The sequence below is a fragment of the Winogradskyella sp. 3972H.M.0a.05 genome (genome assembly GCF_040493455.1).
In the GTDB taxonomy this organism is placed as follows: Bacteria; Bacteroidota; Bacteroidia; order Flavobacteriales; family Flavobacteriaceae; genus Microcosmobacter.
This window is the reverse complement of sequence record NZ_JANFDA010000006.1, coordinates 216,385-227,993: the sequence shown is the minus strand read 5'-3', so window position 1 is coordinate 227,993 and position 11,609 is coordinate 216,385. Positions and strand designations below refer to the sequence as shown.

The following is an 11,609-nucleotide window of genomic DNA, read 5'->3' as shown; positions in this document are numbered from 1 at the left end:
AGGGGTCTGGCTGGGACGGTACCTACAATGGGGAGTTGATGCCCACCAATGACTACTGGTTCCTGGTGGAGTACGACGACCCGAACTCAGAGCAAAGAACAGAATTTAAAGCCCATTTTGCCCTAAAACGATAAATATGAAATTAAAAACATGTTGTTTAATAGCAATTCTTGGATTTTTTACCAAGAACCTAGTAGCACAAGAGGGATTACCCGTTTACTCAGATTATTTAACCGATAACTATTATTTAATACACCCATCTATGGCAGGGGTAGCTAACTGTGCAAAAGTTAGATTAACTGCCAGAAAGCAATGGTTTGGTGTAGATGATGCACCTAGTTTGCAGACTCTAAGTGTAAATGGTAGAGTAGGCGATTCTCCAGTTGGTATTGGAGGTATTTTATTTAATGATTCTAATGGGTACCATTCTCAGGTTGGAGGATATGCTACTTTTGCGTATCATTTAATGTTTTCGAGAAATGAGATAGATCTTAATATGCTTTCGTTTGGTTTAAGCGCAGGGTTTATTCAATATAAATTGGATGAAACAGAGTTTATCAACGAAGGGTTCGATCCGCTTATTGAAGGGATAGAGCAGAGTGCTACAAATTTCAACATTGACTTTGGGTTCTCTTATCATTTTATAGACTTCTATGCGCATGCTACGGTAAAGAATATTCTTAATAATGATGGTGTAAACTTTAACGAGCAGGGATTAAGCTTCAATAATTTAAGAACTTATTTATTATCTGTAGGTAATACATTTAGTAAGTTTGGTAGTGAGTGGAGTTATGAGCCTTCTATAATGTTTATGTATAGGGATGCTACTAAGGAATCTTCTTTTGACCTTAACGCCAAGGTATATAAGGAAATGGATTTTGGTAGAGTTTGGGGAGGACTTTCTTATAGAAGAAGTTTAGATGGTGCTGAATTTTTAGATGGATCTGGTGTGAGCAGCCAAAAACTTCAATATTTTACTCCTTTTGTTGGTGTAGATTATAACAACTTTGTGTTTGCTTATACGTATTCTTACCAAGCAAACTCAGTAGTTTTTAATAATGGAGGATTTCACCAGTTAACACTTGGATATAACTTCAATTGTAGAAGAGAGAAGTTTGAATGTAACTGTCCAGCGGTTAACTAACAAAAACATATATTAAGAAAAAAGCCTTGAATAATTTCAAGGCTTTTTTCTTTCTCTAGTGACACACTACCATTGATAGTTTTTCTTCTTCGCTTGTGATTTAATCGCTTCAATCATTGCGCTTTCTAGACCATTATTTGTTTTTGATTTAGATTTAATATAATCTCTACGTCTCAAATTTAAATCTTGAATCTGCTTTTGAATGGCTTTTCGTTCTGCTCGTTTTTTAGCTATATAAGACTTAATCTGTGATTTGCTTTTCCCTTTTAATTCTTTAGGAAGTTGTTCTTCTTTAAGGTCTTCATACTTAAAATCTTCAGTTTCTTCAGCATCTACTAAATCCCAAGAGGAGTTTTTGTATAAGTGAGAGCTTTTGCTTACCGTTCTACTTACACCATTTGCACTACTATAAGATATGGCATTAGCGTCTTGTTCAGCTTGCATTGCTATTTTTTCTTTTCCTATTTTACCATAACCAACATAGGTTTTATTGAGTTTAATGTTCAATTCTAAGATTGTATTATCGTAAGGAGACGCAATATGTACGGTAGCCTTATTATGGTTTATAGCCATATAATCTCCATGTGTTAGGTCAGCGCCATCTTTCCAGTAGCTAGATATTCCCTGATTATAATCCCCACAAAAAATAGTATTCACAGTTACGTCATTCTTGTGAGCTATTTTAGCAGCATCCTTATAGCTAATCTTTCCTTGTGTAAACGGCTCGTTTCCAGCGATGAATATCATTTTTAAGTCATCTTCATTATTTCCCCAATTTAGCTGGTTTAAAGATGTTCTTATTACATGACCACAGTATTCACTACCTCCATTTGTTGTTAGTGAGAATAGTTCTTTTGAAATTTCATCAAGGTCGTTACTAAATCCTAATACTTGCCTTATATAGCCTTCATCACCATTTAACCTATCGTTACCATATTCATATAAAGCAATTTGAAGATTTGGCTTTTTTTCCTCACACTTAGCGTACGACAGTTCATTTACAATCTCCCAAAGTTGAGCCTTTGCTTGGTCAATTAAGCCATCCATACTATTGCTAGTATCTAATAATAACGCAACTTTGATATATTGCTTTTTTTCTTCCGAGTTCTTTGTTTTTTCGATGATGCTTGCTGTGTCTTTTTTAGGCTTAGCATTGGCGTTACAAGACAATGCACCTAAAATCATAATACTTAACACCGAAGTTTTTAAAAATGTTTTCATGTCCTAATTCTTTTTATTGTGTTTTTAATTCTTGTACATCTATAGGACCATTTGGTGATATCACATAATATTTGTGTTTGGTCTCTATTTTTGATTCTTCTTTTTTATTTTCTTTTGGCTTTGGTGTATAGACTAATTTTATGTGCATACCTATTTGTACAACAGGTTCTAAAATTGATGGATTTAGAACTATGTCATAGTTTTCATAAGTAAGTGGTTGATAATAATAAGATGTTTGCTTTTTGGCTTTAGTAACGCCTTTATTCTTCTTTAAGGCTTCGAATGAAATACTATTGAAAGCTTGATAGCTTTGATAAAAGTCTTTAGGAAAATAGCAGTACTTATCATCTGCTATGGAAATGTTATAATCAGTAAGGTCAAAGCCTAGAGTTGTATAATAGGCTTTTTTATCGTCTATAACCTCTAGTAGTTTATCTTGTAGATTGCTATATACTTCCCTAATATTTTCAATAAAGTAATCTACCTTTACTAGGTTGTATACTTCTTCCTTAGCACAGGCAGTTAGTATAGGTTCGAATTGATGTGTCTTGGTAAATCGAATATGAATATTCTGTTGTAATTCGAAACCTTTAGGAACTTCAGTGTATGTTTTACTAAAGAGTTTTTTTTCAACTTCTATTTCATACACAGGGACAAAAGAGATAACATCAATTGCAATGTCCTTTTCTAAAATTCCTTCAGCTGATAATGACTTTTTTATATTTCCTATGCGTTCGCTCATTAATCTATTTGCTTCTTCAGCAGTAGGTGCTATCTGTGAGATATTAAAAATTGCCGTATAGCTGGAAGCAACTACATTTTGAAGTGCCTGTACGTCTATTATTAACTGATTGGTAGGTGATAAGGGTCTATTAATGCGTTGACCTATTACGGGATTATATATTATTGCATTACCAGCTTTGGAAAGTATATTTTGACGCGATATACTTTGATCGATATTGCTATAATTTCCTTTATGCTGGGCATAACTATTGTAAAACAAGGCTATGATGAGTAGCCTCATTAAAAGAGATTTGTTCATTTTATTTACGTTTTTTGATTAACGGTGTAAACCTAGAATCAACTTTTTTCAAAAAAAAAGGAGAATTAGGCAATCTCATAAATGAATGAGTGAAGCGTTAGTCTTAATGAGCAAGCCATGAAATTTTATATGTTAAATAAGCCCTAACTTGGTTTGTCCATTTTCTTTAATCAATAAAAGGATGTAAGTTTAATCTTTGAAAATTGATATTTTGAAGTCAATACTCCGCTATATATTGTGTTGCTTTCTTTTATTGGGACATTTTTCGGTTGCTCAAAATGAAAGAGTTAAGAAGAAGACCGAGAGTAAACTTGAAGAAAAGGAAGCTGTTTTTGATATTAAAGGATCTGTTATAGAACGAGATTCCTATAAGCCTATCTCTGATGTGGTTATTGAGATAAATGGAGCGGTATATACAAAAACAGATGACTCAGGGAAATTTAATATTCAGGCTAGGGAAGGAGATTTGCTTATTGTAAAGCATGATGGTTTTCAAACGGTGTATTACACAATTAAAGACAATCAACGGATTACTGTAGAGGTCGAACCAGAGCTGTCCAAGTTTAATTCCAGATCAGTAAATAAGTTTAGTGTAAAGGCGTTTAATTCGCTTATAGATTCTGCAGAAACGTATAAGAAGAAAGATGCTGAACGTGGTATACAATTTATTCTAGATGCACTTAACGTTAGCCGATCGCAGTCACAGAATGCAGAAGCCTATGAGGTGTCGGCAGATATTTACATGTTTTGGAAACAATACGACTTGGCTATCACCAATTATAAGATCAGTTTACAGAATTCCGAGACCAATGATGTAAAGCTTAAGCTAGCGGAAGCATATCGCTTAGATAAGAAGTATGATAAGAGTTTTGGAACTTATGATGATATTAATGTCGAAGACTTAAGCAATTGGCAGAAGACAGAGTTTTACCAAGGGCTTGGGAGCACAAATTTCGATATAAATAACTTTGACGTCGCTATTGAAAACTTTAATGATGGGTTGGAGATTGCTAAAAAACACTTAATCACCCCCAAGGTTACTGACTTTAATTCTAAAATAGCTGAAGCCTACAATGCAAAAGGTAAGAAACAAGAGGCCAAGGATTATTATTCTAAGTCATTAAATCTGGCAACAGAGGAAAACCTGCAAAGAGGCCTTGAGGAGAAAGTAAAGGTGGCTGATTTTGAAAATGAAAACCAGTCTTATGATGATGAGATAGAATTGAGAAAAGAAGCGATTAATACAATCGTTGGTATTGAAACAGATTCAATAATAAATAATGAAAGTGCGCTCACGCCTCAGAAACAAAATTATAAAATTGGAAATGCGTACTTTCTTCAGAAGGATTATGACAATGCAATACCTTATTTAGAGAAGAGTATCGAAATTGCGGATACCAGAGAAGATCTTATTGTAAAAAAGGATGCTACAAAAAAACTATCGGATGTGTATGAAAGTGCAGGAGATTACGATAAGGCTTTAGAGACATATAGAGATTATAAAGATATTGTTGACGAACTCTATATCCGAAAAGAGCAAGAGATTTCGCAAGCTGCACGATTCAGCAGAAAGCTAACCGAAAATCAAAATAGAATTACTGGATTAGAAAGTGAACGTCAGTTGTCTCTTAGTAAATATGAAGTAACTATTGAGCGGAACAAGCGACAGGAACTCATCATTTATTCTTTAATTGGAGGACTCTTGTTGCTATTGTTTTCAGGGTATTTTATGTATAAATCGATAAAGCAGCAAAAATTGGCAAATAACTTATTAGCGCTAAAGTCCCTCAGAAGCCAAATGAATCCTCACTTCATTTTTAATGCTTTGAACTCTGTAAACAGCTTTATAGCTTCAAACGATGAGAGAACCGCTAATAAGTATCTTTCAGATTTTTCATTACTTATGAGATCGGTTTTAGAGAATAGTGAAGAAGATTTTATTCCTCTCGAAAGAGAGATAGAACTTATAGAACTTTATGCAAAGTTAGAGCACTTCAGGTTTAAAGATAAATTCGATTACAAAGTATCTGTGGATGAATCGATTGAAGTAGAGGCGTTTCAGATTCCACCAATGTTGCTTCAGCCATATATTGAAAACGCAGTGTGGCATGGTCTACGCTACAAAAAAGATAAAGGGGAATTACTTATTGATATCAATCAACATAAAGATGATGAATTAACAATTACAATCTCTGATGATGGTATTGGTAGAAAGCGTTCTGAAGAGATGAAAACCATGAATCAGAAGAAACAAAACTCAAAAGGAATGGGTAACATTAAAAAGCGTGTTGCGATTCTTAATGAGATGTATAAGGATAGAGTGGATGTGAGTATTGAGGATTTTCAGGATGAAGAAGATGTAGGGACAAAAGTAATAGTAACACTAAAAAAGGATTAGATGAAATTAGACGCAATTATAGTAGAGGATGAGCAAACTAGTAGAGAAATACTACGCAATTATTTAACTAAATACTGTCCCAATGTTACTGTACTTGGAGAAGCAGCAAATGTCGATGAAGCATTGGTTTTAATTAGAAATAATGATCTCGACCTTGTTTTCTTAGATGTAGAAATGCCTTATGGTAATGCGTTTGATTTGCTTGATAAGGTTGGTGATGTTGATTTTGAAACCATATTTGTAACGGCCTATAATCATTATGCTATTGATGCCTTAAATGCACATGCGTCGTACTACTTAATGAAGCCAATTTCTATTGATGAATTGATAAAGGCGGTAGATTATGTTACTGAAATTAAGACCAAGGAAGATGCATTACAGAACCAGGTATTAGTTCCTAAGACCAATAACGTTAATGGAAAGATTACGATTCCACAACAAGATGGTTTTGAAGTCATAGAGGCTTCAAATATTCTATACTGCAAGGCAGATGATAACTATACTGAAATCTATCTAAACAATGAGAGGAAGAAGCTAGTTAGTAAGACTTTGAAATATTTTGAATTGGCATTGAAAGACTCGAGTTTTGCTAGAGTTCATAAGTCCTATTTGGTGAATGTGAATGAAGTGATTAAATACGTCAAAGGAAAGGGAGGAAGCGTAGTACTTAGTAATGGTAAAGAAATAATGGTTTCTGCTTCAAAAAAAGCTGATCTGTTAGCTTATTTTAAGTAATTTAATTCCCAAATTAAAAGACTTATCCTGATGCCAGTTATTTTACCAGTAGAGGGCAAATCCCCTCTGATTCCTGAAGATTGTTTTGTAGCCGAAAATGCGACCATTGTTGGTGATGTAGTCATGGGAAACGCCTGTAGTGTGTGGTTTAATGCAGTAGTTCGCGGTGATGTGCATTACATTAAAATAGGTGATAAGGTCAACATACAAGATGGTGTAGTAATCCACGCAACGTATCAAAAATCACCCACAAATATTGGTAATAATGTTTCCATAGGACACAATGCTATTGTTCATGGATGTACAATCCACGATAATGTATTGGTAGGTATGGGAAGTATCATTATGGATGACTGTGTTGTAGAGTCTAATAGTATCATTGCGGCTGGCGCTGTAGTTACCAAAGATACTATTATTGAAGCTGGAAGTATTTATGCAGGAGTACCCGCAAAAAAAGTCAAAGATGTAAGTCCTGAGTTACTTACTGGAGAAATAGAGCGTATTGCTAATAATTATATAAAGTATTCGAGCTGGTTTAAGCAGTAAGGCGAGATTTCACACATGTATTGATTCTATTAATTAGAGCCTCAATATCTTCTATATCTTTAAAATCTTCAGAAGAAACTACTGTAGTTAATTTTCCGAGTTCTTCTTTCAGAATAATCGGAAATTTAAAGTTAGCGTCCGGATATTGTGCTTCAAATTCATCTATATGATAGAACTCCATATCTAGATTGGTATTCTCTCTAAATTGTTTCCATTGTTTTTTCTCAGAAAATGTTCCATGCGTTATTGCACATAATTGACACTTGTAAGTATTAGGACTAAACAATTTATGACCTGAGTCTAGTAATGCGTTTAGTTTACCAGAATTGGCATTATAAACAAAAATTAATTTCATAAAGAATAGGTCAGTGTAAGGAATGATACCTTACTACTAAAAGTCTAAATATTCTGCCTTAAACGCATCACCTATTAATGACTGAATAACTTCCGGGTTATCGTTGGTGTAGAAGTGATTTTCTGCTTCTGTTGAAGATGTATTCAGAAGATTGTTTTGCTCTAAAACTGCTTTGGTTTGTTTGGCTACGGCTTCACCAGAATCTATTATAGAAACACCCTCTGGAAGTAGATCTTTTATCACAGGGATTAGATACGGGTAATGTGTACAACCCAATACCAAATAGTCAATATTAGCTTGAAGCATTGGATCAATATATTTCTTTAATAGGGTTTTAGCCTCTTTGGATTCAATTTTTCCCTCTTCAACCAAAGGGACAAGACCTTCACCAACTCGCTCAATAATTTCAATACCGTTAGCATAAAGATCACTGGTTTTGTGAAAGAGCTCACTGCTCAAAGTTCCTTTTGTTGCAAGAATACCAATCGATTTCGTTTTGGTACTTAAGGCAGCTGGTTTTATGGCTGGTTCTATACCAATGAATGGTACGTCGTAAGTTTTGCGTAAATAATCTATAGCATTGGTTGTAGCAGTATTGCAAGCCACAACGATAAGTTTACAGTTTTTACTGAGAAGAAGTTCTGTGTTTTTTATGCTAAGCTCAATGATACGCTTCTTTCCCTTAGGGCCGTAGGGCGCATATTTACTGTCGGCTAGGTAGATTGTATCCTCATTTGGTAAGAGTTGGTGAATTTCCTTCCATATGGAAGTACCTCCAACACCAGAATCGAATATACCTATAGGATTAGAACTCATAGTCACAAAAATAAAAAAGCTACTCGGTACCGAGTAGCTTTAATGATTTTATTAACAGTCCTTTTTAGTGAAAAGCATATTGAAGACCAACTGTAATTGTTTCTTTTTGTCGCAATTGAATACCATTCATATTTTGAAACAGAGGAAGTGAAGCTTCAAAACCAAGTCTAAAATTCTTTAAGTAGCCTTTATCAGCATAAAGATTAAATCCTAAGCCTGCGTTACCATATGTCATTCCGGAGTTGTTGGTATCGGCAGTAATAACCATCATTGGATTAAGCACTGGGTTAACACCATCTATTTCTTCAATGGCTCCAAGTTCCATTCTTCCTGAAAAACTTAACCAGTTACTTACTTTGTAGGCACTCCATGTCGTTATGGTATACTTGTTCCCTAAGCTATAATTGTTGTCATTCTCACCAATTCTGAATAAGGCTTTACCTTGTGCTCCAAAGGAGAGGTTTTGCCATTGTTTGAGATATGTTAAGCCAATTTCAGCATCAAAAGTTCCACTGCCAATTTGCATTGGATAAGGGAGAATAACTTCGTTTGGAGACGATGCAGGAGTTACATCTGTTTCATCAATACTTCCTGTTGGAATTGAAACTCCAACATTGGCATGTATTTGTTGCCTGTTTTTATTGAATAGTTTATACAAGGCACCAACTTTGAGGTCTCCAAATCCTGAAGATTTAGTAGTAAATGTTCCACCCATACGTGTTAGATGGTCCATGTCGCTAGTAATGTAGTTTCCCATTACCATTAATGTGACACGATTGCTAGGTGCATACATTACTCCTATCATATGCATTTGCATAGGCATACTAGTAGGTGTCACCATATAACGATCTAATGCATCTTGAAAAGAAGCGTTATCACTATTGAAATTTAGATCTTCCATATTCATGTGCATAAATCTGTAGCTAAACATAAACTCTCCTTTTCCATGAGTATGATCTCCCATTACCGAAATTGGTGCATGTCCGTCTGGTCTATTTCCTGTCCATTGTTGTTCTTTGTCTTCTTGAGCAATAAGTATAGTTGTTGCAATACAAAGTATTGCAGATAAAATTGTTTTCATCTGTAAAATATATGTTTGTTTTTAAATTGAATGTAATGCAGTATGCTTCTCTAATTTTGAATATGAGAAGTACTGTGATTATTTAGTAATAAGTATGATTACACTACACTCGGAGGATGAAATACAGATTTACTATATCTATATGAATAAAGATTATAATAGGTAGGTAGATCTTCTTTTTTGTAAGGTGTGTTAATAGTCTTTGGTAGTTTCAGAATATAAACAAAGCCGATAGGGTATTGCTCCAAGGCTATTCTAGCGGATGAGTCTGAGCTAGATTCTTTTTGTTCTTCGAGCTGCTTAGCTAAGTGACATTTACCGTTACATTGCAATTCTGGCTTGTCCTTGTTTATACACAAAGCCATTGCAATAAATTCTTGGTTGATTATATAATCAAAGCAGGGTGCTATGGGTCTTATCATAGCTATAATATAGAGGCCGATAAATAGGCTAGACAGTAATCGCTGCAACGAAATATTCTTTTTACAAAGATAATTCCAGATGAATTTATAACATAAAAAAATCGCTTAAACTTCTTAGCTTAAGCGATTAATTTTTTAAGGGATATATATACTTGATTAAAACCCTAATTCTTTTTTTACGTCAGCCAAAAGGTCTTTTCCGTTATGTACTAAAACGCCTCCACCTGTAGTAGAATCTAATACATAATCAAAACCTTGATCGTTTGCTACTTTTTGGATAGCTGCTTTAGCTTTTTCAGTAATTGGCTTTAATAAATCAAACTCTTTTTTCTGAATGTCTTCTTGTGCTTGTGCCTGAAATTGACGGATACTTTGCTCCATTTCAGCAACTTCTTGCATACGCTTGTTGTTCTCCTCTTGAGTTTGAGTTGCCGCTTCAGCATCGTATTGCTTTACTTTATTTTGAAGTTCAGTAACACTGTTTTGAATATCTGCTTGGTAAGTTTTAGATAACTTCTCGAGTTCTGCCCTTGCACTTTTCATCTCTGGCATAGCTTCAATCAACTCCTTAGTGTTAATATGAGCAACTTTACTCTGCGCTTGCATCACACTAGTCGCTCCTACAAATAGTACCGCTGCTAATAAAAGGGTTTTCAATTGTTTCATTTTAAAAGTATTTATGTGTTATGTAATTTAAGTGTTAATTGTTATTCTCTTCTTCCTCTTTATCGTCTTTCTTTTTCGTCGAGGTAGTGTCTTGTTTTTTAGTGCCTTCTCTTTGCTCTTTAGCTTTTTTTCTAGCTTCTAATATTTTCTTCTTTCTTTCTTCTAGGGCTTTTTTTCTAGCCTCTCTATCCTTCAGCTTTTGTTGTCTTTTTTCTTCTAATAGTTGTGCTCTTGTTTTCTTAGCATCGTCTAATGCTTTTGTCGCTTTAGATGGTTCTTCAGTACGTTTCGTAGCAGAACTATCTTTTGGCTTTTCAGTTTTCGCTGTAGCTGAGCTATCACTTGGCTTTTTTCTAGCATTTAGCTTTTCTTGTCTAGCCTTCTCACGATCTTCAAGAATCTTAGCTCTTCTGGCTTCGGCTTCTTTTTTCTTAGCGTCTCTTAACTCTTGCTGTTTCTTTCTGCGTTCTTCTATTTGCTTAGCACGATCAGCTTTTTTGTCTTCCTGTGCTTTCTTGCGTTCATCCAATTCTTCATTAACTTCAGGAATAAGCTCTTCTTCTTCAGCTTCTTTACGCTCTTTCTTGTTCTTTGCTTGAGTTCTTTTAGATGTTCTTGTAATGGTTCTTAAGACTTGCTCACTAATATCGTAGCGTTCCGCCGAATACAGCATAACAACGTCAGCAGATTTATCGAATACAAAATCAAACTTCTTTGTTTCAGCAATTTCTTGTACAGCTGCAAAAATTTGATCTTGCACAGGCTGCATTAATTGTTTCTTCTGAATGATAAGATCACCATTAGGGCCGAAGCGTTTTTGTTGATAATCTAGAATTTCAGTCTCTTCAAAAGCTATATCCTCCAAGCGTTCTTCATAAAGTTCTTTCGTAAGAAGTACACGCTCGTTATCTAATTCTTTCTTCTTTTGGTCAACAGCATTTAGACGTTTTTCAATTTCTACTTTCCACTGTTGTACTTTCTTATCTAGCTGTGTAGAGGCTTGTTGAAATTCAGGCACATTTTGTAGTATATATTCGGTATCTATATAACCAATTCTTACACCACGTTGTGCATTAGATGTGAAACTCAATAGACCAACTATTGTCAGTAAAAAAAGAACTTTATGTTTCATCTTGTTGTAATTTTATTCGTTTGTAAGCTACATAATTCCTAAAACCACAGC

General features: G+C 34.6%; 13 protein-coding genes. 5 read left to right on the top strand and 8 right to left on the bottom strand.

The genetic code is table 11. The features are described from left to right. Positions 1–38 precede the first annotated feature (38 nt). Both NCE97_RS13245 and NCE97_RS13240 read left to right on the top strand, forming a co-directional pair. Positions 39–134, top strand: coding sequence for a hypothetical protein (locus NCE97_RS13245; protein WP_503066123.1), 96 nt, complete (start codon positions 39–41; stop codon positions 132–134). 2 nt (positions 135–136) lie between these two features. Continuing rightward, positions 137–1,144: a PorP/SprF family type IX secretion system membrane protein gene (locus tag NCE97_RS13240; protein WP_353779754.1), complete on the top strand. Its 1,008-nt coding sequence runs from the start codon at positions 137–139 to the stop codon at positions 1,142–1,144. Positions 1,145–1,210: 66 nt separating this feature from the next. Here the strand turns inward: NCE97_RS13240 and NCE97_RS13235 are convergent, their stop codons facing one another. Together NCE97_RS13235 and NCE97_RS13230 are read right to left on the bottom strand one after the other, a co-directional pair. Continuing rightward, complete coding sequence (locus tag NCE97_RS13235; protein WP_353779753.1) at positions 1,211–2,365, bottom strand: vWA domain-containing protein; 1,155 nt, start codon at positions 2,363–2,365, stop codon at positions 1,211–1,213. Between the two features lie 13 nt (positions 2,366–2,378). Next, entirely contained in the window at positions 2,379–3,407 is a 1,029-nt protein-coding gene (locus NCE97_RS13230) for an SIMPL domain-containing protein (RefSeq protein WP_353779752.1), read from the bottom strand. 211 nt (positions 3,408–3,618) lie between these two features. On the opposite strand from NCE97_RS13230, the gene NCE97_RS13225 reads away from it, so the two are divergent. From NCE97_RS13225 to NCE97_RS13215, 3 genes are read left to right on the top strand one after another with little or no spacing between them, the layout of a single operon-like run. Then, positions 3,619–5,805 carry a histidine kinase gene (locus NCE97_RS13225; protein WP_353779751.1) on the top strand — a complete coding sequence of 729 codons (2,187 nt, stop codon included), beginning with the start codon at positions 3,619–3,621 and terminating at the stop codon, positions 5,803–5,805. Continuing rightward, positions 5,806–6,540, top strand: coding sequence for a LytR/AlgR family response regulator transcription factor (locus NCE97_RS13220; protein ID WP_353779750.1), 735 nt, complete (start codon positions 5,806–5,808; stop codon positions 6,538–6,540). Between the two features lie 30 nt (positions 6,541–6,570). Beyond that, entirely contained in the window at positions 6,571–7,086 is a 516-nt protein-coding gene (locus NCE97_RS13215; protein WP_353779749.1) for a gamma carbonic anhydrase family protein, read from the top strand. Here the strand turns inward: NCE97_RS13215 and NCE97_RS13210 are convergent. The 6 genes from NCE97_RS13210 to NCE97_RS13185 all read right to left on the bottom strand — a co-directional run bounded on the left by NCE97_RS13210 (position 7,076) and on the right by NCE97_RS13185 (position 11,558). Further along, positions 7,076–7,441, bottom strand: a complete 366-nt coding sequence (locus NCE97_RS13210) for a GTPase (protein ID WP_353779748.1) — start codon at positions 7,439–7,441, stop codon at positions 7,076–7,078. The genes NCE97_RS13215 and NCE97_RS13210 overlap by 11 nt on opposite strands. A gap of 36 nt (positions 7,442–7,477) precedes the next feature. Next, positions 7,478–8,257, bottom strand: a complete 780-nt coding sequence (gene murI / locus NCE97_RS13205) for a glutamate racemase (protein WP_353779747.1) — start codon at positions 8,255–8,257, stop codon at positions 7,478–7,480. Between the two features lie 64 nt (positions 8,258–8,321). Beyond that, complete coding sequence (locus NCE97_RS13200) at positions 8,322–9,338, bottom strand: transporter (RefSeq protein ID WP_353779746.1); 1,017 nt, start codon at positions 9,336–9,338, stop codon at positions 8,322–8,324. Positions 9,339–9,436: 98 nt separating this feature from the next. Continuing rightward, positions 9,437–9,703: a hypothetical protein gene (locus NCE97_RS13195; RefSeq protein WP_353779745.1), complete on the bottom strand. Its 267-nt coding sequence runs from the start codon at positions 9,701–9,703 to the stop codon at positions 9,437–9,439. A 213-nt stretch (positions 9,704–9,916) separates the two neighbouring features. Then, positions 9,917–10,426, bottom strand: coding sequence for an OmpH/Skp family outer membrane protein (locus NCE97_RS13190; protein ID WP_353779744.1), 510 nt, complete (start codon positions 10,424–10,426; stop codon positions 9,917–9,919). A gap of 34 nt (positions 10,427–10,460) precedes the next feature. Further along, positions 10,461–11,558 (bottom strand): OmpH/Skp family outer membrane protein, encoded by a 1,098-nt coding sequence (locus tag NCE97_RS13185; RefSeq protein ID WP_353779743.1) that lies wholly within the window; start codon positions 11,556–11,558, stop codon positions 10,461–10,463. Positions 11,559–11,609 lie beyond the last annotated feature (51 nt).

What these genes read in the sequence shown, in the direction of transcription:
- NCE97_RS13210 (WP_353779748.1), bottom strand. Translation starts at nt 7,441, where the DNA reads ATGAAATTAATTTTTGTTTATAATGCCAATTCTGGTAAACTAAACGCA.
- NCE97_RS13245 (WP_503066123.1), top strand. Translation starts at nt 39, where the DNA reads ATGCCCACCAATGACTACTGGTTCCTGGTGGAGTACGACGACCCGAAC.
- NCE97_RS13235 (WP_353779753.1), bottom strand. Translation starts at nt 2,365, where the DNA reads ATGAAAACATTTTTAAAAACTTCGGTGTTAAGTATTATGATTTTAGGT.
- NCE97_RS13195 (WP_353779745.1), bottom strand. Translation starts at nt 9,703, where the DNA reads ATGGCTTTGTGTATAAACAAGGACAAGCCAGAATTGCAATGTAACGGT.
- NCE97_RS13240 (WP_353779754.1), top strand. Translation starts at nt 137, where the DNA reads ATGAAATTAAAAACATGTTGTTTAATAGCAATTCTTGGATTTTTTACC.
- NCE97_RS13230 (WP_353779752.1), bottom strand. Translation starts at nt 3,407, where the DNA reads ATGAACAAATCTCTTTTAATGAGGCTACTCATCATAGCCTTGTTTTAC.
- murI (WP_353779747.1), bottom strand. Translation starts at nt 8,257, where the DNA reads ATGAGTTCTAATCCTATAGGTATATTCGATTCTGGTGTTGGAGGTACT.
- NCE97_RS13190 (WP_353779744.1), bottom strand. Translation starts at nt 10,426, where the DNA reads ATGAAACAATTGAAAACCCTTTTATTAGCAGCGGTACTATTTGTAGGA.
- NCE97_RS13185 (WP_353779743.1), bottom strand. Translation starts at nt 11,558, where the DNA reads ATGAAACATAAAGTTCTTTTTTTACTGACAATAGTTGGTCTATTGAGT.
- NCE97_RS13215 (WP_353779749.1), top strand. Translation starts at nt 6,571, where the DNA reads ATGCCAGTTATTTTACCAGTAGAGGGCAAATCCCCTCTGATTCCTGAA.
- NCE97_RS13200 (WP_353779746.1), bottom strand. Translation starts at nt 9,338, where the DNA reads ATGAAAACAATTTTATCTGCAATACTTTGTATTGCAACAACTATACTT.
- NCE97_RS13220 (WP_353779750.1), top strand. Translation starts at nt 5,806, where the DNA reads ATGAAATTAGACGCAATTATAGTAGAGGATGAGCAAACTAGTAGAGAA.